This window comes from Burkholderia seminalis, from assembly GCF_001718535.1.
Classification (GTDB): Bacteria; Pseudomonadota; Gammaproteobacteria; order Burkholderiales; family Burkholderiaceae; genus Burkholderia; species Burkholderia seminalis.
The window spans coordinates 2,699,823-2,722,249 of record NZ_CP013400.1; the positions used below are offsets into that span (position 1 = coordinate 2,699,823).

The window sequence follows — 22,427 nt, forward strand, 5'->3', positions numbered from 1 at the left end:
AGCGTTGGTGATTGGTGGAGGCAGACGGGATCGAACCGACGACCCCCTGCTTGCAAAGCAGGTGCTCTCCCAGCTGAGCTATGCCCCCATTGAGTACAGATGCCTCAGGTGTGTTACCGCCAGACAATGGTGGGTCTGGTTGGATTCGAACCAACGACCCCCGCCTTATCAAGACGGTGCTCTAACCGACTGAGCTACAGACCCCTGAGTCTGTCTTTAAATTACAGCCGATAAGCGTGAGCGCTCAACTTGTGCGAGAAGCTCTGGAAAGGAGGTGATCCAGCCGCACCTTCCGATACGGCTACCTTGTTACGACTTCACCCCAGTCATGAATCCTACCGTGGTGACCGTCCTCCTTGCGGTTAGACTAGCCACTTCTGGTAAAACCCACTCCCATGGTGTGACGGGCGGTGTGTACAAGACCCGGGAACGTATTCACCGCGGCATGCTGATCCGCGATTACTAGCGATTCCAGCTTCATGCACTCGAGTTGCAGAGTGCAATCCGGACTACGATCGGTTTTCTGGGATTAGCTCCCCCTCGCGGGTTGGCAACCCTCTGTTCCGACCATTGTATGACGTGTGAAGCCCTACCCATAAGGGCCATGAGGACTTGACGTCATCCCCACCTTCCTCCGGTTTGTCACCGGCAGTCTCCTTAGAGTGCTCTTGCGTAGCAACTAAGGACAAGGGTTGCGCTCGTTGCGGGACTTAACCCAACATCTCACGACACGAGCTGACGACAGCCATGCAGCACCTGTGCGCCGGTTCTCTTTCGAGCACTCCCGCCTCTCAGCAGGATTCCGACCATGTCAAGGGTAGGTAAGGTTTTTCGCGTTGCATCGAATTAATCCACATCATCCACCGCTTGTGCGGGTCCCCGTCAATTCCTTTGAGTTTTAATCTTGCGACCGTACTCCCCAGGCGGTCAACTTCACGCGTTAGCTACGTTACTAAGGAAATGAATCCCCAACAACTAGTTGACATCGTTTAGGGCGTGGACTACCAGGGTATCTAATCCTGTTTGCTCCCCACGCTTTCGTGCATGAGCGTCAGTATTGGCCCAGGGGGCTGCCTTCGCCATCGGTATTCCTCCACATCTCTACGCATTTCACTGCTACACGTGGAATTCTACCCCCCTCTGCCATACTCTAGCCTGCCAGTCACCAATGCAGTTCCCAGGTTGAGCCCGGGGATTTCACATCGGTCTTAGCAAACCGCCTGCGCACGCTTTACGCCCAGTAATTCCGATTAACGCTTGCACCCTACGTATTACCGCGGCTGCTGGCACGTAGTTAGCCGGTGCTTATTCTTCCGGTACCGTCATCCCCCGACTGTATTAGAGCCAAGGATTTCTTTCCGGACAAAAGTGCTTTACAACCCGAAGGCCTTCTTCACACACGCGGCATTGCTGGATCAGGCTTTCGCCCATTGTCCAAAATTCCCCACTGCTGCCTCCCGTAGGAGTCTGGGCCGTGTCTCAGTCCCAGTGTGGCTGGTCGTCCTCTCAGACCAGCTACTGATCGTCGCCTTGGTAGGCCTTTACCCCACCAACTAGCTAATCAGCCATCGGCCAACCCTATAGCGCGAGGCCCGAAGGTCCCCCGCTTTCATCCATGGATCGTATGCGGTATTAATCCGGCTTTCGCCGGGCTATCCCCCACTACAGGACATGTTCCGATGTATTACTCACCCGTTCGCCACTCGCCACCAGGTGCAAGCACCCGTGCTGCCGTTCGACTTGCATGTGTAAGGCATGCCGCCAGCGTTCAATCTGAGCCAGGATCAAACTCTTCAGTTTAAACCTGTTACTGTTTTCGGTTCGGTTAAGAACCGGTCGCTCACTCAAAGCTGACAGGAATATGAATCACTTCATAAACCTGACTTACTTTAGTGTGAGACTCTTGATACTTTCGCTATCTGATCCGAGGATCAGCTCGCTGCCATCAAGCGCCCACACTTATCGGCTGTTAATTTTTAAAGAGCAATCTGCGAGGAACATCGCGTTTCCCGGCAGCGCTGCGTTTTCAGCAGCAGAGAAGCGAGATTATGAACCGTGTTTCGCAGTTCGTCAACAACTTTTTGCACTACGTCGTTGCGACCGCGGGGCTCAACTTCCGTACCGCCGAGGCCGTTCCTGCCAAGCCTCAACCGCACTGCTTCCCTTCCTTCCGCGCCGCGTTTCCGTGAGCGCGAAAGAGGCGTGATTCTATGCACCCGTCGGCAATCGCGCAAGGGGTTTCGCAAAAAATATAAGGCCCCGCACGCTGCCGCGTGCGGGGCCTTATAGGGAAGCGGCCGAACCGCCGTCAGTCCGTGCGTGCCTGGCGCGCGACGATCTCCATATAGTGATCGAGATCCGGTGTCGCCTTGCCTGGTTCCTTTGCCGTATCGTCCCAACGGCGCAGACGCAGCGCATCCTCCGCGAACGGGCGCAGCAGGAATGCCGTCGCGTCCTCTTCACTGAAGATGCCGCCCTGCAACGCGAGACTGCGCACCGAGTCCGGCGACAGGCTCTCGAAGTAGCCGGCGTCCGTGCGGCACAGGCAGCGCTTCGCGTCGACGTGCAGCCGGATCGGCTCCAGCACCGCGTCGGAAAACAGCGGCCTCAGGAACGGCAGCACGTAATACTGATGCAGATCGTCGATCCCGCGCGCGCTCGGCGTCTCGCCCCGGCGATTCAGCAGATGCCCGAGGTCGTGCAGGAACGCCGCCGCGACCAGCGTCTCGCCGGCGCCCGCCGCTTCCGCCAGCAAGCCGCTCTGCAACGCATGCTCGAGCTGCGTGACCGGCTCTCCGCTATAGGCCACATGGCCATGCTCGCGATACAGCCCGTGGATCTCCTCCACCGTCAATGCCATACGCTTACTCCCAAGGCAGCGAAAACGTCTTCAGGTTCGTGAAGCTCTTCATCGCCTCCTGGACGCCTTCCTTGTAACCGAGCCCCGAATCCTTGATGCCGCCGAACGGCGACAGCTCGATCCGGTATCCGGGCACCTCCCACACATTCACCGTGCCGACGTTCAGTTCGTTCACGAGCCGCACGACGGCCGCCGTGCTGTCGGTACACACCCCCGACGACAACCCGAACGCCGTTCCGTTGCTGATCCGGATCGCGTCGTCGATCGTATCGAACGTGATCACCGGCGATACGGGCCCGAAGGTCTCCTCGCGCACGATCGTCATCGACGGATCGACGTTGTCGAGCACGGTCGGCGCATACAGCGCGCCGCGCCGCACGTTGCCGGTCAGCAGGCGCGCGCCCTGCGCGACCGCCTCTTCCACGCGCGCCTCGAACAGGCGCGCCGCCGCCTCGTCGATCACCGTGCCCATTTCGTTCGCGGGATCGAACGGGTCGCCGTACGTCCATGCGCGCGTCTTCTCGACCAGCAATTCGGTGAACGCGGGCGCGATCGAACGCTGTACCAGCATCCGCTTGACGGCCGTGCAGCGCTGACCCGAATTCCGGTACGAACCCAGCACCGCCAGCGACGCCGCGCGCTCGAGATCGGCGTCTTCAAGCACGATCAGCGGATCGTTGCCGCCCAGCTCCAGCACGATGCGCCGGTAGCCGGCCCGCGCGGCAATCGCCTTGCCGATCGCCACGCCGCCCGTGAACGTGATCAGCGACGCATGCGGATGCGTGACGAGCCCGTCCGCGATCTCGGCCGGGTCGCCGGTCAGCACCTGCAGCATCGGCGCCGGCAACCCGGCTTCGTACAGCAGGTCGGCCAGATAGAACGCCGACAGCGGCACCTTCTCCGACGGCTTCACGATCACGCGGTTGTTGGTCGCGATCGCCGGCGCGATCTTGTGCGCGACCTGGTTCATCGGATGATTGAACGGCGTGATCGCGACGATCACGCCGTCGAGCGGCTGCCGCTGCGAGAACACGCGGCGCGCCTTGCCGTGAGGCGTCAGGTCGCAGGAGAAGCTCTGCGCATCGTCGCGCAATGCCTCGACCGCCGCGAACTTCAGCACATCGGCGACGCGGCCGATCTCGTAGCGGGAATCCTGCTTCGACAACCCCGATTCGAGCGTGATCAGATCGGAGGCTTCCTCGGTGCGCTCGCGCAGCAGCGCGGCTGCCCGTTCGAGAATCTGCGAACGCTCGTAGCGCGTGAGCTTCGGCCGATAGGCCAGCGCGTAATCGAACGCCGCGCGCACGTCGTCGCCGCTCGCGAGCGGCGCGGTGCCGACGCGCATGCCCGTATACGGGTCCGTCACGTCGAGCGTACGCTCGCGCATCGCGCGCGTACCGCACCAGCGCAGCGCCTCCGCGCGAAACGCCGGGTGATCGTGTCGGGGATGCGCCATCATGTCGCGACCCGGTTCAGCACGAAATCGAACACGTCGAAATTGCGCGGGCGACGCGCGGGATCGTCCCGCTCGATACGCCGATTGAACAGCAACGGCACTTCCTGCTCCGACACGCCGCCGTGCGAACGCAGCGGCACGGTGAGGCCCGACAGGTCGTGTTCGCGCGCGCGCGTGCCGAGCGTCATGTCGCGGCGGCCGATCACGACGAGATCGCCGATCCGGTCGGCCGGCAGTTCGAATCGTGCGGCGGCTTCCGCGTTGTCGAGCACGAGCTCGACACCGTCGAGGCCGCCGACGCGCCACATCGCCTCGGCGCGGTCGACATCCGGCGCGAGATAGATCGTCGCGAACGAGCCGAGCGCGCCGTGATGCACGACGTACGGATCGGTGATCGGCAGGATCACGCGTGCGGACTGCGCGCCGTACCAGCCGTCGAACGCATCCTGAAGATAGATGACGTTCGGCCGGCCGGTCGCCGGGTCGTGCTTCGCGTTCATCCCGTGGTCGGCCGTGAGCCCGATCGCCCAGCCGAGCGCGTCGAGTTGCGCGAGGTAACCGTCCATCATCGCGTAGAACGCGTTCGCACCCGCGCTGCCCGGCTCGCACTTGTGCTGCACGTAGTCGGTGGTCGACAGGTACATCAGGTCGACCTGCCGCGTCTGCGCGAGCCGCACGCCGGCCGCGAACACGAATTCGGACAACGCCGCGCTGTAGACGTCCGGCGACGGCAGGCCGACCCAGTCGAGCACGTCGACGATGCCGTTTTCCGCGAGATTCGCCTGCGCGGCCTTCTCGGCGGAAAAGCAGATGCCGTGCATCTGCCAGCCGAGCAGCCGGCGCAGCTTGTCCTTCGCCGTCACGACGGCCACCCGCGCGCCGGCGTCGGACGCCGCCGCGAGCAGTGTGCCGGCCCGCAGGTAGGCCGGGTCGTTCATCATCACTTCGGCACCGCGCCCGCCGTCGGCGGCCGGATCCCAGAAATAGTTGCCGCAGATCCCGTGGACCGACGGCGGCACGCCGCAGACGATCGACAGGTTGTTCGGGTTGGTGAAGGTCGGCACGACGCAATCGCCGCGCCAGGCCGTGCCTTCCGCGATCATCCGGCCGATGAACGGCGCGACGCCCGCGTCCACCGCCTTTTCGAGATAGTCGTACTCGCAGCCGTCGACGCAGACGACGACGGTCGGCTCGACCGGCAACCGGTAGCGCCGGCCGTTGACGTCGACCGAGCGGCCCGCGAGATCCGTCGATGCACCGGCCGCCGACGCGTCACCGGGATGGCGCAATGCGAACGCGGCGTTCATGATGCCGCCCGCGTGCCGCGCGGCACCCGCGCCGCGATCAGCAGCAGCGCCGCGAGCGACGCGCCGAGCATCAGCAACGACAGCGCCGAGGCCGGCAGGTAGTAACCGCGCTCGACCTGCCCGATCACGACGATCGGCACGGTCGCGAAGCCGGGCGGATAGACCGTCAGCGTCGCGCCGAGCTCGCCGAGCGACAGGGCGAAGCCGAGCGCGAGGCTCGCGCGCAGCGCCGGCACGAGCTGCGGCAGCAGCACGCGGCGCAGCACCATCGCGGGCGGCGCACCGAGGCTCGAGGCGGCTTCGCGCAGCACGGTCAACTCCGGACGCAGCGCGGCGGCCGCGCAGCGATAGCAGAACGGCAAGATCAGCGCGAGCTGCACGAGCACGACGATCGCCGCCGAGCTCGACAGGTCGAGCGGCTTCTGGTGATACGCGATCAGCACCGCGAGCCCGAGCACGACGCTCGGCACGCCGTTCGGCACCATCACGAGCGCGTCGACCACCGCGCCGAGGCCGCGCCGGTCGCGCCCTTCGAGCGCAAGCGCGAGCCACAGCCCGAGGATCGTGCCGATCGCCGACACGCCGAAGCCGATTTCGAGGCTCGTCAGCAGCGCGTCGTATTCCGGCGACCCGAGCCGCTCGAACCAGCGCAGGCTGTAGCCGGCCGGCAGGATCGTGCCCGACCATTGCGTCGACACGCTCGACAGCGCGACGACGACGACCGGCAGCACGAACAGCCAGAAGCACGCGAACGCGGCGAGCGCGGCGCGCGTCGCATGCTTGAGCAGCGCGTCGCTCCGGCCGATCCGGTGGCGCGGCACGGCTTGCCCGATACGAAATTCAGCGGACATCGTTCCCTCCCGTCGCACGCCGGTTCACCCGGCGATAAACCGCGTACAGCGCCAGCGACAACGCCAGCATCACGACCGCGCCGGCCGATGCGGTCGGCAGGTCGAGATCGACGGTCGCGCTGCTGTAGATCGCGACCGGCAGCGTGACGAGCCGCGCGCTGCCGAGCACGAGCAGAATGCCGAACTCGTTCAGCGTCAGCAGGAAGCACAGCACCGTGCCGGCGGCAATGCCCGGCCACGCGATCGGCAGCACGACGCGACGCGCGAGCATCCAGCCGGGCGCGCCAAGGCTGCGCGCGGCCTCGATCAGACGCAGGTCGAGCGTCGCGAACGACGCGAGCGTCGGCCGTACGACGAACGGCGTGTAAAACACGGTCTGCGCGAGAATCACGCCGCCGATGCCGAACAGGAAATCGAGCGGCGGGGTCTCGAGATGGAACAGGTGCTGCAGCGCGATGCTGATCGACCCTTGCGAGCCGTACAGGAAGATCAGCGTGAACGCGACGAGAAACGACGGGAACGCGACGTACAACTCCAGGAAGCGCGTGACGAGCGACGCGCCCGGGAACGGCTTGAAGAACAGCAGCGCGGCCAGCAGCACGCCGAGCACCGATGCGGTGCCGGCGCTCGCGAACAGCACGCCGAGCGTCGTCAGCAGCACGCCGCGCGTATCGGGATTGCCGAAGAAGGTCCGGTACGCGGCGAAACTCAGCCCGTGATCGCCCGACAGGCTCAGCAGCACGAGCCGCACCAGCGGATAGACGACGAGCGGGCCGAGCACGACGATGGCGAGCGCGGCCAGGTGCAGGTCGCCCCTGCGCTTGCGGCGCCGCGCGGCGGCGGCATGCGCGGCGGCCGACGCGAGCACGTGCGGCGGCAGGCCGGCTTCAGGGCTCGATAAGGACGACATCGTCTGCCTCGCAATGCAGGGACACGCGCGCACCGCGCTCGGGGGCCGCGCCGCGGCCGCGTTGCATCGTGACGCGCACGGGCTCGTCGGGCGCCGCGTCGATCACGACCGCGATCGACAGGTCCGCGCCCTGCCATTCGACGGACGACACCGTGCCGTGCAGGCCGCCCGCGGCGGGCGGCATCACGGTCAGGCGCTCGGGGCGCACGCAGGCGACCTTGCCGCGCACTTCGTGGCGCGGATCGCCGAGCGGGAAGATCACGTGCGGCGGCAGCAGGTTCGCCGGGCCGAGATAGCGGGCGACGTAGCCGTCCCGCGGCGCGTCGTACAGCTGCTGCGGCGTGCCGAGCTGCGCGATGCGGCCGTCGCGCATCAGAAGCGCGCGGTCGGACAGCACGAGCGCGTCGTCGCGGTCGTGCGTCACGCAGACGACGGTCAGGTTCGGCAGGCGCTCGTGCAGCGCCTTCAGTTCGCTGCGCACCGATGCGCGCAGGTTGGCGTCGAGCGCCGACAACGGCTCGTCGAGCAGCAGCACGTCCGGCTCGATCACGAGCGCGCGCGCCAGCGCGACGCGCTGCTGCATCCCGCCCGACAACTGCGCCGGCAGATGATGGCCGGCATCGCCGAGCTGCACGAGCTTCAGCGCGTCGGCAACGCGGCGCGTCACTTCCGACGACGCCATGCCGCGTGCGCGCAGCCCGAATGCGACGTTCTCGAACACCGACAGGTGCGGGAACAGCGCGTAATTCTGGAACAGCAGACCGAGATTGCGCTTGTGCGGCGGCGCATAGGTCAGATCGCGTCCGGCCACGGTCAGCGTGCCGGTCAGGCCATCGGCCTTCACGAACCCGGCGATGAAGCGCAGCAGCGTGGTCTTGCCGCAGCCGCTCTTGCCGAGCACGGTCAGAAATTCGCCGGCACCGATCGACAGCGACAGATCCTCCAGCACCGTGCGTGCGCCGTAGCGCACGCTCAGGTGTTCGATCTGCACGCCGCCCGGCGCGCCGGACCGCAGCGTCGCGCGCGGTTCGGCGGCGCCGAATGCGCCGGGATGGGTCAGGGCGGTTTCCACCGGGTTCATCCTCTTGCTCGCTAATACGGGCGGCGTGCGCCGATCACTTCGGCTTGACGACGTCGAGCGGCTTGCCCGAGCTGCCGATCACGTCCTTCTTCCAGCGCTCGATCCACACCGGCTTCTTCGCCATCACCTGGGTCCAGTCGACCGGGATCAGCTTCACGCCCGCGATCGCCTTCTTGACCGCTTCGCCGTTCTTGCCGGCCAGCGGCACGTCCGTGCGGCCCGGGATGCCGTACATGTCCGGCACCTTCGACTGCACGTCCGTCGACATCAGGTAGTCGATCAGCTTCTTGCCGGCATCCTGGTTCGGGCCGCTCTTGATCAGGCCGATGCCGTACGGGAGCTGGAACGTGGTCGGCTGGTCGCCGTCCTTCGCGGCCAGGAAGATCGGCTTGACGGACAGCGCGCCGTGTTCGGCGTCGTCGAGGTCCATCTGCAGGTCGCCGTTCGCGACGCTGATCTCGTTGCGCGACAGCAGCACGTTCAGATAGCCCGTGCCCTTCGTATGGAACTTCACGCTCTGCGACAGCTTCGCGAGGTAGTCGAATGCCTTGTCCTCGCCCATCAGCGACGTCGTCAGGATCAGCACGGCCATCCCGTCGCCGGCCGTGGCCGGGTTCGAGTACGCGACCTTGCCCGCGTAGGCCGGCGACAGCAGGTCGGCGAACGTCTTCGGCTGGTTCTTCACGACGTCCGGGTTGATCGCGAACGAGAAGTAGTTGTTCACGAACGTCGCCCACGTGCCGTCCTCGGCCTTCGCGATGGCCGGCACGTTCTTGTAGTTCACGCTCTGGTACGCCTGCAGCAGGCCCATCTGGCCGGCCTGCTGGATGAACGGCGGCAGCGTGACGATCACGTCGGCCTTCGGGGAATTCTTCTCGATGTTCGCGCGGTTCACGACCTCGCCGCTGCCCGCCGTCACGATGTTGACCTTGACGCCTTCCTTCTTCTCGAAGGCCGGCAGCACGTCGCGATAGAGGTTCTCGAGGCCGTCCGCCGTGTACAGCACGACCGCGTTGGCCGCCTGCGCCGGCATCGCGGCGCCTTGCAGCAGACCGGCGGCGCAGGCGGCCAGCGCGAGCTTGCGGAACACGCCGGCAGGGGCGCGCGAGGGTTTCTGCAGTGTCATCTCACTTCTCCGTAGGCGGAACACCAAACGGCCGGGGCACGATCCGGCTCTCCTGTTATCTCCGGGCTGGCCGACCGACGGCCTGCCGCGCCGCCGCGCTGCGGTGGGTTGCGCGCGGCAACCGAAGGATCACAGCGTTCGATGACAAACCCGTGACGAATGCCACAATTTCCAAAAAATGACACATTTTGCCAATATCATGCAAGTCATTCAGAAATGCCGCCCGGCATTTCGTTCGACTGCCGCTGGAGAAAAACCATGTCCGATCCGATTCTGCTTACGCCCGGCCCGCTCACCACGTCCGCCACGACACGCCACGCAATGCAACATGACTGGGGCTCGTGGGACGCCGCTTTCAATCGGCTGACGGCCAGCGTCTGGGCCGACCTCGTCGCGATCGCGCAAGGCGGCGACGCGTACGTGTGCGTGCCGATGCAGGGCAGCGGCACGTTCTCGGTCGAGGCCGCGCTCGGCACGCTGGTGCCGCGCGACGGCGTCGTGCTCGTGCCCGACAACGGCGCGTATTGCGCGCGGATCCTGAAGATCCTCGGCCGGCTCGGCATCGACGCGATCGCGTTGCCGTTCGGCGAGGACGCGGCCGTCGACGCGGCCGCGGTCGAGGCCGCGTTCGCGCGCGCGCCGCGCATCACGCACGTCGCGCTCGTGCATCTGGAAACGAGCGCCGGGATCCTGAATCCGCTCGATGCGATCGCCGCCGTGTGCCGGCGGCACGGCAAGCGGCTGATCGTCGATGCGATGAGTTCGTTCGGCGCATTGCCGATCGCGCTGGCGGACAGCGGCATCGACGCACTGGTCTCGGCAAGCGGCAAATGCCTCGAAGGGGTGCCGGGGATGGGATTCGCGATCGTGCGGCGCGACGCGCTCGACGCATGCGAAGGCAACTCGCCGTCGCTCGCGCTCGACCTCCACGACCAGTACGCGTACCTGCGCAAGACGGGCCAGTGGCGCTTCACACCGCCGACGCACGTGATTGCCGCGCTGCGCGCCGCGCTCGACCAGTACCTCGCCGAAGGCGGCCAGCCGGCGCGCGGCGCACGCTACGCGGACAACTGCCGGACGCTGGTCGAATCGATGCGCGCGCTCGGCTTCGTGCCGTTCCTCGACGCGCGCGTGCAGGCGCCGGTGATCGTCACGTTCCACGCCCCCGACCATCCGGCCTACGATTTCCGCCGCTTCTACGACGCAGTGCGCGACGCGGGCTTCATCCTGTATCCGGGCAAGCTCACGCAGCGCGAGACGTTCCGCGTCGGCTGCATCGGCGCGATCGACTCGGGCGATATCCGGCGCGCGGTCGCGGCGATCGCGCAAGCCGTCGAATCGCTCGGCATCGCCCTGCAGCGCGCCTGAGCGCGGTGCGCCGGCCGGCACGCCCGCCGGCGCCGCACGCAAAAAAGCCCGGCGGCCGGTGGGCCGCCGGGCTAACGCACCGGATGTGCGTGGAGCCGGTACTTACAGCTCGATCCGCTTGATGTCGCCGACGACGAAGATGTACGACAGCGCACCGACCAGCGCGATCACGCCGATGAACACGAGCGCGCCGACGAACGAGCCGGTCGTCGCGACGATGAAGCCGACGACCAGCGGCGTGATGATGCCCGCGAGGTTCGCCGCGAAGTTGAAGATGCCGCCCGTCACGCCGAGCAGGCCGTCCGGCGCGATGTCCGACACGAGCGTCCAGCCGAGCGCGGCCATCCCCTGCGCGAAGAAGGCGACCGACATGATCGCGATCACGGCCTCGTTGCTCTTCACGTAGTTCGCGAGAATGATCGTCGACGCGAGCAGCAGGCCCGCGATGATCGGCAGCTTGCGCGCGAGGTTCGCGGACTTGCCGCGGCGCAGCAGCCAGTCGGAGAAGATCCCGCCGAACATCACGCCGACCGATGCGGCGATGAACGGCATCACCGCGAAGAAGCCGATCTTCAGCCAGCCCATGTGACGCTCGGTGGCGAGGTAGGTCGGGAACCAGGTCAGGAAGAACACGAGCGTCGAGTTGCCGGCGAACTGGCCGAGGCAGATGCCCGCGAGCTGGCGCTTCTTCAGCAACTTGCCGGCCATCGACCAGCTGAACTTCGTCTGCGCGGCCTTGCCGTCCTTGTCGCCGGCCTTGCGCGTACCGTGCACGAGGCCGCCGCCGGCCTCGATATAGGCCAGTTCCGCCGCATTCGCGCCCGGATGGTTGCGCGGCTCGTGATAGAACTTCCACCAGACGAGGCCGAAGGCAATGCCGACCGCGCCGACGACCCAGAACAGCGAGCGCCAGCCGAACGCGCCCATCAGCGCGAACAGCACGGGGCTGAAGAACGCGAGGCCGATGTACTCGCCGACGGTATAGGTGCCCGTCGCCATCGCGCGCTCGTTCTGCGGGAACCACGTCGCGACGACGCGGCTGTTGGTCGGGAAGCACGGCGCTTCCGTCACGCCGAGACCGAGCCGGCAGGCGAGCAGCGTCGCGACGCCCGGCACGAAGCCCTGCAGGAGCGTGCACAGCGACCACAGCGTCATCGACCAGTAATAGGTGATCTTGCTGCCGAAGCGGTCGAGGAACAGGCCGCCGGGAACCTGCATCGCGACATAGGTCCACGAGAACGCGGAGAACATGATGCCCATCACGGCCGCATTGATGCCGAGCTCCTTGGTGAGCTGCGGCGCAGCCACCCCCAGCACGGTACGGTCGAGATAGTTGATCATCGTGCCGATCGCGAGCAACGCGAGGATCTTGTAGCGCGCGGACGTACGCCGGACCGTGCCGGCCGCCTGCGCCGGCGCGGCACTCGTGTGAGTGGTGTGCTGCATGGTTGTCTCCTGGTTTCTCGTTTTGTGAGGGGTCAGCGCGCGACGAGCGACTGAAAGTGATCGAACATTCGCTCGGCGTCGGGCGTGCGTCCGGTAAAGATCTCGAACGCGTCGACGGCCTGGTAGACGGCCATTCCGCCGCCGGGCAGCGTGGCGCAGCCAGCTGCACGCGCGGCGTGGATCAGTTCGGTTTCGAGCGGGAAGTACACGATGTCGGCCACCCACATGCCCGCGTGGAGCAGCTCGGCCGGCAGCGGCAAGCCCGGATGCTTGGCCATGCCGGTCGGCGTGGCGTGGATCAGGCCCGTCGCGGCGCGCATCGCGGCCGCGAGTTCGTCGCCGGACGGCGCGCCGCCCGCCACGACGCGCACGGCGGGGAAGCGCTGCTGCAGTTCGCCCGCGAGCGCGGCGGCGCGCGTGCCGTCGACATCGAAAATCGTCAGTTCGGCCGCGCCCATCTGCAGCGCCGCGTGCGCCACGGCCGCACCGGCACCGCCCGCGCCGAGCTGGACGACGCGATCGAGCTTCGCGCCGGGCAGCCCGCGGCGGAACGATTTCGCGAAGCCCGACCAGTCGGTGTTGTGGCCGATCCGCTTGCCGTCCTTGAACAGCACGGTATTCACCGCGCCGAGCGCGCGCGCGTCGTCCGACAGCGCGTCGAGGTGTTCGATCACGCGCTGCTTGCACGGGTGCGTGATGTTCAGTCCGTTGTAGCCCATCCGCTGCGCGGCATCGAGCAGTTCCGGCAGCGCGTCGGCGGTCACGCCGAGCACGTCGAGATCGATGCGCCGGTAGACGTAGCCGAAGCCCTGGCGGAAGCCTTCTTCCTCATGCATCGCGGGCGACAGCGACCCGCCGATGCCCTGGCCGATCAGGCCGATCAGAAACGACGGGCGGCTCATCGTGCGGCTCCCTGCGCGAACAGCGTCGCGAAGCGCTGCAGCGCGAACACGTAGCCTTCGGTGCCGCAGCCGCAGATCACGGCTTCGGCGACGGCCGACACATACGAATGGTGGCGGAACGCCTCGCGGCGATGCACGTTCGAGATATGCACTTCGATCACCGGTTTCGCGATCGCGGAAAGCGCGTCGGCCAGCGCGACCGACGTGTGCGTATAGGCCGCCGGGTTGATCACGATGCCGTCCGTGTCGACCCGCGCGGCATGCAGCCAGTCGATCAGCTGATGCTCGGCGTTCGACTGGCGGAACTCGATCTCCAGCCCGAGCGCCTCGGCTGCCGCACGGCAGCGCTGCTCGACGTCGGCGAGCGTTTCCGCGCCGTAGATATGGGGCTCGCGCGTCCCCAGCAGGTTCAGGTTCGGGCCGTTCAGCACCAATACCTTGGGCTTGCTCATGTGATTTCTGCTCCTGAAACAGGGACGGACCACGACCGGCACCGCCCCGAAGACATCGGAATTTGGCGCTAGTGTGCGCCCGTGAAAGCGCGCTGTCTTTTCGGGTTTTCGCTAATTTGTACCACCTAGTTAGTTTGTACAATACGGACCACTAGCCCAGTAAATTCGGGATATGGCGCCCATCGGGAACTCAACGACTGGTTCATTCAGGGCCGGTTCGGCCGGCGCCATGCCCCGTTCATCCGCAGGAATCGCCATGCAGCGCTCGATCGCCACCGTGTCACTGTCCGGCACGCTCGCCGAGAAACTCGCCGCCATCCAGGCCGCGGGTTTCGACGGCGTCGAAATCTTCGAAAACGACCTCGTCTACTTCGACGGATCGCCGGCCGACGTCCGGCGCATGGCCGCCGATCTCGGTCTCGATATCGTGCTGTTCCAGCCGTTTCGCGACTTCGAGGGCGTCAGCGCGGCCCAGCTCGCGCGCAACCTCGACCGGATCAAGCGCAAGTTCGACGTGATGCATGCGCTCGGCACCGACCGGATCCTCGTCTGCAGCAGCGTGTCGGCCGACACGATCGCGGACGACGGGCTGCTCGTCGACCAGCTCGGCGCGCTCGCCGAGGCCGCGCGGCAGGCCGGCGTGGTCGCCGCGTACGAAGCGCTCGCGTGGGGCCGCGTCGTGAAGCGCTATGGCCATGCGTGGAAACTCGTGAATGCGGTGAACAGCCCGCACCTCGGCCTCGCGCTCGACAGCTTTCACACGCTGTCGCTCGACGATTCGCTGGACGGGATCGCCGACATCCCGGGCGACCGGATCGCGTTCGTGCAGATCGCCGACGCACCGAAGCTCGCGATGGACGTGCTCGAATGGAGCCGCCACTTCCGCTCGTTCCCCGGCCAGGGCGACTTCGACCTCGCGCGCTTCACCGCGCGGGTGATCGAGTCGGGTTATACGGGGCCGCTGTCGCTCGAGATCTTCAACGACGGCTTCCGCGCGGCGCCGACCGCGATCACGGCCGCCGACGGCCATCGCTCGCTGCTCTATCTGGAAGAACTGACGCGCACGCGGCTCGCGCAGGACGGCCGCGCGCCGGCCGCCGGCCAGCCGCTGTTCGCGCCGCCGGCGCCGCCCGCGCACGTCGGGTTCCAGTTCATCGAATTCGCGGTCGACGCACCGGCGGCGGCGATCGTCGGCGAATGGCTCGGCCGGATGCGCTTCCGGCTCGCCGGCCGGCATCGCTCGAAGGACGTGACGCTGTTCCAGCACGGCGCCGCGTCGATCGTGCTGAACGCCGAGCGCGACTCCTTCGCCGATGCGTTCTTCCAGCAGCACGGGCTGTCGCTGTGCGCGTCGGCGTTCCGCGTCGACGACGCGAAAGTGGCGTTCGAACGCGCGGCCGGCTTCGGGTATGCGCCGTTCTCGGGCCGCGTCGGGCCGAACGAACGCGTGCTGCCGAGCGTGCAGGCGCCCGACGGCAGCCTCGAGTATTTCGTCGACGAAGCACCGAACGCGCCGACGCTGTACGAATCGGACTTCGTGCTGACCGACATCGACGGCCCGAGCGAAGTCGGCCCGCTGACGGGGATCGACCACGTGTGCCTCGCGCTGCCGGCCGACGCGCTCGACACGTGGATCCTGTTCTTCAAGACGGCGTTTGGCTTCGAGGCCGAGCGCAGCTGGCTCGTCCCCGACCCGTACGGACTGATGCGCAGCCGCGCGGTGCGCAGCGCCGACGGCTCGGTGCGGATCGCGCTGAATGCGTCGGTCGACCGTCATACGGCCGTCGCCGAATCGCTCGACCGCTACCACGGCACGGGGCTGAACCACGTCGCGTTCCGGACCGACGACATCGTGAAGACGGTCGCCGCGTTCGCGGCCGACGGCGTGCCGTTCCTGCGCATCCCGCCCAATTACTACGACGATCTCGCCGCACGCTACGCGCTGCCGGACGAACTGATCGACACGCTGAGCGCGCACCACCTGCTGTACGACCGCGACGAGCACGGCGGCGAATTCCTGCACGCGTATACGGAACTGGTCGACAACCGCTTCTCGCTCGAAATCGTCGAGCGGCGCGGCGGGTACGACGGCTACGGCGCGACGAACGCGGCCGTGCGGCTCGCCGCGCAGGCCCAGCGCAGGAAATAAGGGAAGGAAGCGAATCGGGCCTCGCGTCCGGCACGCACCATCGTGGTGAATCAGAGAACCGCGAGCCCGCCCGCGCGGCTCACCGCGATCGGGCCGGAGCCCGCGCCGCGTTTAGCGTTACATCCCGTAACGCGTACCGCAGTGCAGCATTCCGCCGGCCGCCCCGGTTTTAAGAATCGCTTAAGTCTTCGACGGCACCATCCGCAACCAGTACCCGATGGTTATCTCGAAAAGGAGGAAAGCGATGAGCGCCGTAGAAGCACCCGCGGGCCGCCCGGCCGCGCCCCCTGCAAAGAAGACGATGCTGCGCCGCCTGCTCAGTCATCATGAAATCGCGACGCTGCTCGTGCTGCTGCATGCACCGATCGGCGCGAACGCGAAACCCGAACTGCCTGCGCTGCAGGAAGCCGGCCTGGTCGAGATGGTCAAGCTCGACCCCGATACGGCCCCGAGCTTCCGGCTGACCGAAGACGGCACGGCCGTCCTGAAAGGGCTCGGCTACCGCTGAGCGGCCGTTCTCACGGCTTCCCCGTTTCTCCGTTTCCCCCGCATTCCCCGCCACACCCCGATCCCTGCGATTCGCCGGCCCGGCCGGCGAATCGCGTCACCCCGCCCGCTCCTGCAGCATCAACCGGTATTCCGTCGGCGTGACGCCGACCGTCGCCTTGAACTGGCGCGTGAACGCGCTGTGATCCGTATAGCCGCATAGCGCGGCGACGTCGGTGACCTTGTCGTGCGTGACGAGCAGCGCGGTGGCCGCATCGAGCCGCGTCTTCAGCAGCACCTGGCGCGGCGTCAGGTGGAACACCTTGTGGAAGTAGCGTTCGAGCTGCGCGACCGACATCCCGGCCATCTGCGCGAGCTGCTTCAGGTTCAGCGGCTGCACGTAGTGATCCTGGATGTGCTGGACCACGTCGGCGAGCCGGCTGTACGCCGGGTGCGATCCCTCGTGCGCCTTCAGGTCGCGCGAGATGCCCGCGAGGCCGACCACCCTGCCCGCGGCGTCGCGCAGCGGTTCCTTGCAGGTCAGGCACCAGCCCGGCTGGCGGCCCGGATACAGGTGCAGCTCGAGCTGGTCCATCAGTTGCTGGCCGGCGTTGATCGTCGCCATGTCCTGCTCGAAATAGCTGCGGCCGAAGCGGCGCGGAAACACCTCGTCGGCGGTCTTGCCGAGCAGGTCGCGCTTGTCCTTGTAGCCGCAGCGCATCGCCAGCGTGCGATTGACGATCGCGTAACGGCCGCTCGCGTCCTTCACGAAGAACGCGACGTCCGGCAGCGCATCGAACACCGGTTCGAGCAGGCGGAAGTGCGCGAGCATCGCGCCGAGATCGGCGTTGTCGGGCTGGTAGCGCAGCGTTTCGGACGGGCTCATGGGCGGTACGGCAAGCAAGGTCGTCATCCCGGCAACCGCGAAGCGAGTGGCAGATGGCGTCGATTATAGAAGCGCCCCTTCGATCGCGTCGCGCCGAGCGCGGGGCAGGCTGGTTGGCGGCGGGCGGCCGCATCGCGGTCGAGCGCTATCGGCCAGCGATACAAGTTGCGCACGCAACTACTGTGGCAGGTGTGCACGACCGGCCGCGATCACGATTCCCGTGCCGCCGGCATGCCGTACGACACCCGCGGCAACGCATACCCGGAACCGCCATCCTAAAAATGCGGACGGCCCGCGTCTTGGCGCGTTTGCGCATTCACCATGACGATTTCAGCATATATCAGGGTTATCGACGATATGCCGATATCGTCGCCGGTCACGCATCGAACGCGCAAGACGCCCGCATTTTCGCTATCTAGACTTGCTTCACGGTCACGAGACGACATCCCGCCGCTGCGGCAATCGGCACGCACGGCCCGCCGCATCCACCGTCGCGCACGCCGATTCCGGCACAGCACGGGCAGCACGGGCAGCCCGCGGCAGGCCTGCACGGCCCTCGCATCGGCCTGCCGACCGAACCGTCTCGCCCGGTTTACCGGCGCCGGCACGCATGCCGGCGGCGGCCCAACCACGCCATCAAGGGGAAGTGAAAGTGAAGCTGAAGGTATCGCACGTCGCGCTGGCCGCCGCCTGCGCACTGTCGGGCGCGCACGCCGGCGCCGCCGACGTCGTCAAGATCGGTTTCGCCGCACCGCTGACCGGCCCGCAGTCGAATTACGGCACGGACATGCAGAAAGGCGTGCAGCTTGCGATCGCCGATTTCAACGCGACGCATCCGACGATCGGCGGCAAGCCCGTCACGTTCCAGCTCGACTCGCAGGACGACCAGGCCGACCCGCGCACCGGCACGACCGTCGCGCAGCGGCTGATCGACGACAACGTCCGCGGGATCATCGGCCACTTCAACTCGGGCACCAGCATTCCGGCCTCCGACCTGTACGATCGCGCGGGCCTGCCGCAGATCTCGATGGCGACGTCGCCGCAATACACGGCGCGCGGCTACAAGACGACCTACCGGCTGCTGACGAGCGACGCGCAGGCCGGCCGCATCGTCGGCACCTACGCGGTGAAGACGCTGCGCTTCAAGCGCATCGCGATCATCGACGACCGCACGGCCTACGGCCAGGGCATCGCCGACGAATTCGCGAAGGCCGTGGAAGCGGCGGGCGGCACGATCGTCAAGCGCGACTTCACGAACGACAAGGCGCTCGATTTCTCCGCGATCCTGACCAACCTGAAGGGGATGAATCCCGACGCGATCTTCTACGGCGGCGGCGACGCGCAATCGTCGCCGATGATCCGCAAGATGCGTCAGCTCGGGATGAAGTCGGCCTTCGTGACGGGCGAGATGTCGCGCTCGCCGACGTTCCTGAAGGTCGGCGGCGACGCGGCCGAAGGCGCGATCGTCTACATGGGCGGGCTGCCGAAGGAAAAGATGCCGGGCTTCTCGGGCTACGCGACACGCTACAAGGCACGCTTCAACGAAGACGTGATCACCTACTCGCCCTACTCGTACGACGGCACGATCGCGCTGCTCACCGCAATGAAGGACGCGAACTCGACCGATCCGAAGGTGTACACGCCGTATCTCGGCAAGGTGTCGGTCAAGGGCGTGTCGGCCCCGAGCATCGCGTACGACGCGAAGGGCGACCTGAAGGACGCGCCGGTCACGATCTACAAGGTCGAGCACGGCACGTTCAAGCCGGTCGATACGATCGCCGGCAACTGAAGCGGCCGAGACGCACGCTCCCTTCCGCGCGGCGCGGCGGCTCACCCGCCGCGCGCGCCGCGCACGCTTCGGCCGCACGGCCCGAAGCCGCCCTCGACGCGCGCCCGCGTGCAGGCATTTCGCGCTCCTGTAGAATCCCCCCACCCGCTTTGACGCCTCGTCTCCGCCGTGCCCCATCCCGGTGCGGCGGTACGTGTTTCGTGCCTTACCCGGCACGCGGCACGCTTCGACGACGCCAGCCGCGCCTTGTCAGTCCATGCCGATAGCGGGCCCTGGAGACGCAGCACCGACAACAACATTCGAAAACCGACCGTCCTGACCATGCAAGCTTCCGAATTGAGCGGCGTGCCTCGCGCCGCCGAACGCGCGCTCACGCGCAGCGACTACAAGACCCTTGGCCTTGCCGCACTCGGCGGCGCCCTCGAGTTCTACGACTTCATCATCTTCGTGTTCTTCGCGCCGGCGATAGGACAGCTCTTCTTCCCGCACGACATTCCCGACTGGCTGCGGCAGTTGCAGACGTTCGGCATCTTCGCGGCCGGCTATCTCGCGCGCCCGCTCGGCGGCGTGATCATGGCGCACTTCGGCGACCTGTTCGGCCGCAAGCGGATGTTCACGCTGAGCGTGCTGATGATGTCGGTGCCGACGCTGCTGATGGGCCTGCTGCCGACCTACGACACGATCGGCATCCTCGCGCCGGTGTTGCTGCTGCTGTTCCGCGTGCTGCAGGGCGCGGCGGTCGGCGGCGAAGTGCCGGGCGCGTGGGTGTTCGTGTCCGAGCACGTGCCGTCGCGCCACATCGGCTATGCGTGCGGCACGCTGACCGCGGGCCTCACGGCCGGCATCCTGCTCGGCTCGCTGGTCGCGGCTGGCATCAACACCCGCTACTCGACGGCGGAAGTCGCCGCGTTCGCGTGGCGCATTCCGTTCCTGCTGGGCGGCGTGTTCGGGCTGTTCTCCGTGTACCTGCGCCGCTGGCTGCACGAAACGCCGGTGTTCGCCGAAATGAAGGCGAAAAAGGCGCTCGCGGCCGAGATTCCGCTGAAGGCCGTGCTGCGCGACCACGGCCGCGCGGTGATCGTGTCGATGCTGCTCACGTGGATGCTGTCGGCCGCGATCGTCGTCGTGATCCTGATGACGCCCGCGCTGCTGCAGAAGCAGTTCCACCTGACGCCCGCGACGACGCTGTTCGCGAACAGCGTCGCGACGCTGTGCCTGACGGCCGGCTGCATCACCGCGGGGTCGCTCGCGGGCTGGATCGGCGCGAAGCGCGTGCTCGCGATCGGCGGCATCGGGCTGGCCGCGTGCTACTACCTGCTGTTCGCGCAGGTCGCGGCCGACACGTCAACGCTGCCGCTCTACTACGGCATCGCGGGCTTCATGGTCGGCACGATCGGCGCGGTGCCGTTCGTGATGGTCAAGAGCTTCCCGGCCGTCGTGCGCTTCTCGGGCATCTCGTTCTCGTACAACGTCGCGTACGCGATCTTCGGCGGCCTCACGCCGGTGATCGTGTCGCTGATGATGAAGTCGAACCCGCTCGCGCCGGTCGTGTACGTCGCGGCGATCTGCGTGCTCGGCGCGATCGCCGTGCAGTTCTCGAAGGATGCGAAGGACGTGAAGGACGCGCGCTGAACGTCGGCGCGCAAGCGCCGGTTTCATGCGGAAAGGGCCGAATCCCGCGACGTGCGGGATTCGGCCCTTTTGACTTGGTGCGGACTTGGTGCGGCGCGACGCCGCGGATCGATTCAGTTCAACGCAGCACGCCGTACGACGAACTCGGGCGGCGCAGCGCGTCGATGCTCGCGCCACCGGCGCCGGTGACGAACAGCAGCAGGAAACCGCCGGCGATCGCGACGTTCTTCCAGAAGTGGATCACCATGTCGTGCTGGACGGCGGCATTCGTCGCGTCCCAGAAATTATGCCCGACCATCGCGGTCGCGATCGTGTAGACCGCCATCAGCAGCGCGAGCGGCCGCACCTTGTAGCCGACGATCAGCAGCAGGCCGCCGAGCCCCTCGATCGCGACGACGATCGGCGCGACGACCTGTTGATAGGGCACGTTCATCGCATGCAGATACGCGATGAAATCACCGTAGCCGAGCAGCTTCATGATGCCGCCCCACAAAAACAACGCCGCCAGCGCCAGGCGTGCGAAAAAAATGACGCCGGAATCGACGGAACGCGTCATGCCTTTCTCCTCGTATGCAATTCGGCCGTCCGCACGGGCGCGCCCATGCGGCTCGGGAGCGCCGCGCGGCCCTGCGGGGCGCGCGGCAAATGGGCCAGCATAGAGGGTCTTTCCGCGGTGTCCAAGAAAAAGGTTGTAGCAAATCTTTACACTGCGGCCGCGGCACCGGCAGCCCGGCGCATCGAAAAACGCGTTTAGCCGGCGTCGCTCAACAGCACGCCTTTCTTGAAGATGAAGCAGCCGTAGCCGCGCAGCTCGCCGGTGACGATCACCGCGTACGTCTGCTGCGCGCGCTCGTAGAACGCGAAACGCTCGACGCCGGTCAGCGGCACCGCGCGCCCTTCCGCGCGGTCGATCTCGGCCTGCACTTCGCGCTGCACGGGCGGCACCGCGGCCGCGTCGCCGACGACTTCCATCCGCCACGCGGGCGTGTCGACGAACGTATCGAGCGGCAGCACCGACAGCACCGCGCGCACGACGCGCGCCGAATCGGCGCCGTCGATCCGCAGCGCGCGGCCGACCACGGTATGCTCGGCGACGGATTCCGCCGGGAAATTCGCATCGCAGATCGCGATTTCGTCACCATGGCCCATCGCGCGCAGCGTGTGCAGGATGTCGGCGTGCAGCAGCGGGTCGAGATTCTTCAGCATGTCGGCTAGTCTCCGGGATCGGGAAGGAACCGCGTAACGTTACCCGATCCCGGCGGCCGCTGCGCATGCATCCCCCGCATTACGACGCCGCGGCCGGCATTTCGTCGATGAAACCCGTGACCGATGCGAGGCGGCCCGACGCGTCGACGGTGCCGAAGTCCGAACCCTTCACGATCGCCGCGCCGTCGGGCGACACGAGCGCCCACGAGAACCGCAGGTGCCGGCCGAAGCCGTCGACGTCGGTCGTGCGGCGGAAGCGGCAGGCGGGAAAGCGTTCCTGCACCGCCGCGATCATCGTGTCGATGCCGGCGTGGCCGTCGCCGCTCATCAGCGGATCGCGATACGCCGCGTCGCTCGCGTAGGTCGCATCGATCAGCGCGCGGCGGCGTGCGACGTCGGGTTCGTTCCATGCGTCGATGTAGCGGTCGATCAGGCCGGTGTGAACGGACGCAGCGGATCGGGCGGTGTTCATGGCAAGACTCCTGGTGTCGATGAAGGGACGATGTCGCGAACGTTTCGT

The 22,427-nt window shown here is 66.7% G+C and carries 19 protein-coding genes, 2 tRNA genes and 1 rRNA gene; 5 read left to right on the forward strand and 17 right to left on the reverse strand.

Translation table 11 applies throughout. The annotated features are described in order from the left end of the window. Nucleotides 1-12 precede the first annotated feature (12 nt). The 10 genes from WJ12_RS32525 to phnS form a co-directional block, all read right to left on the reverse strand. A tRNA-Ala gene (locus WJ12_RS32525) sits at nucleotides 13-88 on the reverse strand. Between the two features lie 39 nt (nucleotides 89-127). Continuing rightward, a tRNA-Ile gene (locus WJ12_RS32530) sits at nucleotides 128-204 on the reverse strand. Between the two features lie 63 nt (nucleotides 205-267). Next, nucleotides 268-1,800, reverse strand: a 16S ribosomal RNA gene (locus WJ12_RS32535). A 508-nt stretch (nucleotides 1,801-2,308) separates the two neighbouring features. Next, nucleotides 2,309-2,860 (reverse strand): phosphonate degradation HD-domain oxygenase, encoded by a 552-nt coding sequence (locus WJ12_RS32540; RefSeq protein ID WP_059558904.1) that lies wholly within the window; start codon nucleotides 2,858-2,860, stop codon nucleotides 2,309-2,311. Nucleotides 2,861-2,864: 4 nt separating this feature from the next. Further along, nucleotides 2,865-4,319: a phosphonoacetaldehyde dehydrogenase gene (gene phnY / locus WJ12_RS32545; protein ID WP_059558906.1), complete on the reverse strand. Its 1,455-nt coding sequence runs from the start codon at nucleotides 4,317-4,319 to the stop codon at nucleotides 2,865-2,867. After that, the gene (gene phnA, locus WJ12_RS32550) at nucleotides 4,316-5,623 is read right to left on the reverse strand and encodes a phosphonoacetate hydrolase (RefSeq protein ID WP_059558909.1); all 1,308 of its coding nucleotides are present in this window, start codon (nucleotides 5,621-5,623) and stop codon (nucleotides 4,316-4,318) included. The genes phnY and phnA overlap by 4 nt, the downstream gene beginning before the upstream one ends. Next, nucleotides 5,620-6,474: a 2-aminoethylphosphonate ABC transport system, membrane component PhnV gene (gene phnV, locus WJ12_RS32555; protein WP_059558912.1), complete on the reverse strand. Its 855-nt coding sequence runs from the start codon at nucleotides 6,472-6,474 to the stop codon at nucleotides 5,620-5,622. Before phnV ends, phnA begins: the two co-directional genes overlap by 4 nt. Then, nucleotides 6,464-7,384, reverse strand: a complete 921-nt coding sequence (gene phnU, locus WJ12_RS32560; RefSeq protein ID WP_049029894.1) for a 2-aminoethylphosphonate ABC transporter permease subunit — start codon at nucleotides 7,382-7,384, stop codon at nucleotides 6,464-6,466. The genes phnV and phnU overlap by 11 nt, the downstream gene beginning before the upstream one ends. Beyond that, a complete protein-coding gene (gene phnT, locus WJ12_RS32565; RefSeq protein ID WP_049029895.1) occupies nucleotides 7,362-8,465 on the reverse strand; it encodes a 2-aminoethylphosphonate ABC transport system ATP-binding subunit PhnT in 1,104 nt (367 codons plus the stop codon). The genes phnU and phnT overlap by 23 nt, the downstream gene beginning before the upstream one ends. A 34-nt stretch (nucleotides 8,466-8,499) precedes the next feature. Then, nucleotides 8,500-9,591: a 2-aminoethylphosphonate ABC transporter substrate-binding protein gene (gene phnS / locus WJ12_RS32570; RefSeq protein WP_034187829.1), complete on the reverse strand. Its 1,092-nt coding sequence runs from the start codon at nucleotides 9,589-9,591 to the stop codon at nucleotides 8,500-8,502. A 258-nt stretch (nucleotides 9,592-9,849) separates the two neighbouring features. Here phnS and WJ12_RS32575 point away from each other — a divergent pair, with 258 nt between their 5' ends. Further along, nucleotides 9,850-10,959: a 2-aminoethylphosphonate--pyruvate transaminase gene (locus WJ12_RS32575; protein WP_059558915.1), complete on the forward strand. Its 1,110-nt coding sequence runs from the start codon at nucleotides 9,850-9,852 to the stop codon at nucleotides 10,957-10,959. A gap of 102 nt (nucleotides 10,960-11,061) precedes the next feature. Here WJ12_RS32575 and WJ12_RS32580 read toward each other — a convergent pair whose 3' ends face one another. Genes WJ12_RS32580 through aroQ form a run of 3 tightly spaced genes read right to left on the reverse strand, consistent with a single transcriptional unit; the run spans nucleotide 11,062 to nucleotide 13,759 of the window. Continuing rightward, complete coding sequence (locus WJ12_RS32580; protein ID WP_034187827.1) at nucleotides 11,062-12,405, reverse strand: MFS transporter; 1,344 nt, start codon at nucleotides 12,403-12,405, stop codon at nucleotides 11,062-11,064. A gap of 32 nt (nucleotides 12,406-12,437) precedes the next feature. Beyond that, entirely contained in the window at nucleotides 12,438-13,307 is an 870-nt protein-coding gene (locus tag WJ12_RS32585) for a shikimate dehydrogenase (RefSeq protein ID WP_059558920.1), read from the reverse strand. Continuing rightward, nucleotides 13,304-13,759 carry a type II 3-dehydroquinate dehydratase gene (gene aroQ / locus WJ12_RS32590; protein WP_059558922.1) on the reverse strand — a complete coding sequence of 152 codons (456 nt, stop codon included), beginning with the start codon at nucleotides 13,757-13,759 and terminating at the stop codon, nucleotides 13,304-13,306. Before aroQ ends, WJ12_RS32585 begins: the two co-directional genes overlap by 4 nt. A gap of 256 nt (nucleotides 13,760-14,015) precedes the next feature. On the opposite strand from aroQ, the gene WJ12_RS32595 reads away from it, so the two are divergent. Continuing rightward, nucleotides 14,016-15,908, forward strand: a complete 1,893-nt coding sequence (locus tag WJ12_RS32595) for a bifunctional sugar phosphate isomerase/epimerase/4-hydroxyphenylpyruvate dioxygenase family protein (RefSeq protein ID WP_059558924.1) — start codon at nucleotides 14,016-14,018, stop codon at nucleotides 15,906-15,908. 244 nt (nucleotides 15,909-16,152) lie between these two features. Further along, a complete protein-coding gene (locus WJ12_RS32600; RefSeq protein WP_006489463.1) occupies nucleotides 16,153-16,416 on the forward strand; it encodes a hypothetical protein in 264 nt (87 codons plus the stop codon). 96 nt (nucleotides 16,417-16,512) lie between these two features. Here the strand turns inward: WJ12_RS32600 and WJ12_RS32605 are convergent, their stop codons facing one another. Beyond that, nucleotides 16,513-17,307 carry an AraC family transcriptional regulator gene (locus WJ12_RS32605; protein WP_049028981.1) on the reverse strand — a complete coding sequence of 265 codons (795 nt, stop codon included), beginning with the start codon at nucleotides 17,305-17,307 and terminating at the stop codon, nucleotides 16,513-16,515. 583 nt (nucleotides 17,308-17,890) lie between these two features. Between WJ12_RS32605 and WJ12_RS32610 the strand changes: the two genes are divergently transcribed. Together WJ12_RS32610 and WJ12_RS32615 are read left to right on the forward strand one after the other, a co-directional pair. Further along, complete coding sequence (locus tag WJ12_RS32610; RefSeq protein ID WP_059558927.1) at nucleotides 17,891-19,069, forward strand: branched-chain amino acid ABC transporter substrate-binding protein; 1,179 nt, start codon at nucleotides 17,891-17,893, stop codon at nucleotides 19,067-19,069. Between the two features lie 321 nt (nucleotides 19,070-19,390). Continuing rightward, nucleotides 19,391-20,701, forward strand: a complete 1,311-nt coding sequence (locus WJ12_RS32615; protein ID WP_034187822.1) for an MFS transporter — start codon at nucleotides 19,391-19,393, stop codon at nucleotides 20,699-20,701. A gap of 118 nt (nucleotides 20,702-20,819) precedes the next feature. Here the strand turns inward: WJ12_RS32615 and WJ12_RS32620 are convergent, their stop codons facing one another. The 3 genes from WJ12_RS32620 to WJ12_RS32630 form a co-directional block, all read right to left on the reverse strand. Next, entirely contained in the window at nucleotides 20,820-21,257 is a 438-nt protein-coding gene (locus WJ12_RS32620; RefSeq protein ID WP_049028982.1) for a DoxX family protein, read from the reverse strand. A gap of 194 nt (nucleotides 21,258-21,451) precedes the next feature. After that, nucleotides 21,452-21,907: an RbsD/FucU family protein gene (locus WJ12_RS32625; RefSeq protein ID WP_034187820.1), complete on the reverse strand. Its 456-nt coding sequence runs from the start codon at nucleotides 21,905-21,907 to the stop codon at nucleotides 21,452-21,454. Nucleotides 21,908-21,986: 79 nt separating this feature from the next. After that, entirely contained in the window at nucleotides 21,987-22,379 is a 393-nt protein-coding gene (locus WJ12_RS32630) for a nuclear transport factor 2 family protein (protein WP_034187819.1), read from the reverse strand. Nucleotides 22,380-22,427: the final 48 nt, after the last annotated feature.

What these genes read in the sequence shown, in the direction of transcription:
- WJ12_RS32540 (WP_059558904.1), bottom strand. Translation starts at nt 2,860, where the DNA reads ATGGCATTGACGGTGGAGGAGATCCACGGGCTGTATCGCGAGCATGGC.
- phnY (WP_059558906.1), bottom strand. Translation starts at nt 4,319, where the DNA reads ATGATGGCGCATCCCCGACACGATCACCCGGCGTTTCGCGCGGAGGCG.
- phnA (WP_059558909.1), bottom strand. Translation starts at nt 5,623, where the DNA reads ATGAACGCCGCGTTCGCATTGCGCCATCCCGGTGACGCGTCGGCGGCC.
- phnV (WP_059558912.1), bottom strand. Translation starts at nt 6,474, where the DNA reads ATGTCCGCTGAATTTCGTATCGGGCAAGCCGTGCCGCGCCACCGGATC.
- phnU (WP_049029894.1), bottom strand. Translation starts at nt 7,384, where the DNA reads ATGTCGTCCTTATCGAGCCCTGAAGCCGGCCTGCCGCCGCACGTGCTC.
- phnT (WP_049029895.1), bottom strand. Translation starts at nt 8,465, where the DNA reads ATGAACCCGGTGGAAACCGCCCTGACCCATCCCGGCGCATTCGGCGCC.
- phnS (WP_034187829.1), bottom strand. Translation starts at nt 9,591, where the DNA reads ATGACACTGCAGAAACCCTCGCGCGCCCCTGCCGGCGTGTTCCGCAAG.
- WJ12_RS32575 (WP_059558915.1), top strand. Translation starts at nt 9,850, where the DNA reads ATGTCCGATCCGATTCTGCTTACGCCCGGCCCGCTCACCACGTCCGCC.
- WJ12_RS32580 (WP_034187827.1), bottom strand. Translation starts at nt 12,405, where the DNA reads ATGCAGCACACCACTCACACGAGTGCCGCGCCGGCGCAGGCGGCCGGC.
- WJ12_RS32585 (WP_059558920.1), bottom strand. Translation starts at nt 13,307, where the DNA reads ATGAGCCGCCCGTCGTTTCTGATCGGCCTGATCGGCCAGGGCATCGGC.
- aroQ (WP_059558922.1), bottom strand. Translation starts at nt 13,759, where the DNA reads ATGAGCAAGCCCAAGGTATTGGTGCTGAACGGCCCGAACCTGAACCTG.
- WJ12_RS32595 (WP_059558924.1), top strand. Translation starts at nt 14,016, where the DNA reads ATGCAGCGCTCGATCGCCACCGTGTCACTGTCCGGCACGCTCGCCGAG.
- WJ12_RS32600 (WP_006489463.1), top strand. Translation starts at nt 16,153, where the DNA reads ATGAGCGCCGTAGAAGCACCCGCGGGCCGCCCGGCCGCGCCCCCTGCA.
- WJ12_RS32605 (WP_049028981.1), bottom strand. Translation starts at nt 17,307, where the DNA reads ATGACGACCTTGCTTGCCGTACCGCCCATGAGCCCGTCCGAAACGCTG.
- WJ12_RS32610 (WP_059558927.1), top strand. Translation starts at nt 17,891, where the DNA reads ATGCCGGCGGCGGCCCAACCACGCCATCAAGGGGAAGTGAAAGTGAAG.
- WJ12_RS32615 (WP_034187822.1), top strand. Translation starts at nt 19,391, where the DNA reads ATGCAAGCTTCCGAATTGAGCGGCGTGCCTCGCGCCGCCGAACGCGCG.
- WJ12_RS32620 (WP_049028982.1), bottom strand. Translation starts at nt 21,257, where the DNA reads ATGACGCGTTCCGTCGATTCCGGCGTCATTTTTTTCGCACGCCTGGCG.
- WJ12_RS32625 (WP_034187820.1), bottom strand. Translation starts at nt 21,907, where the DNA reads ATGCTGAAGAATCTCGACCCGCTGCTGCACGCCGACATCCTGCACACG.
- WJ12_RS32630 (WP_034187819.1), bottom strand. Translation starts at nt 22,379, where the DNA reads ATGAACACCGCCCGATCCGCTGCGTCCGTTCACACCGGCCTGATCGAC.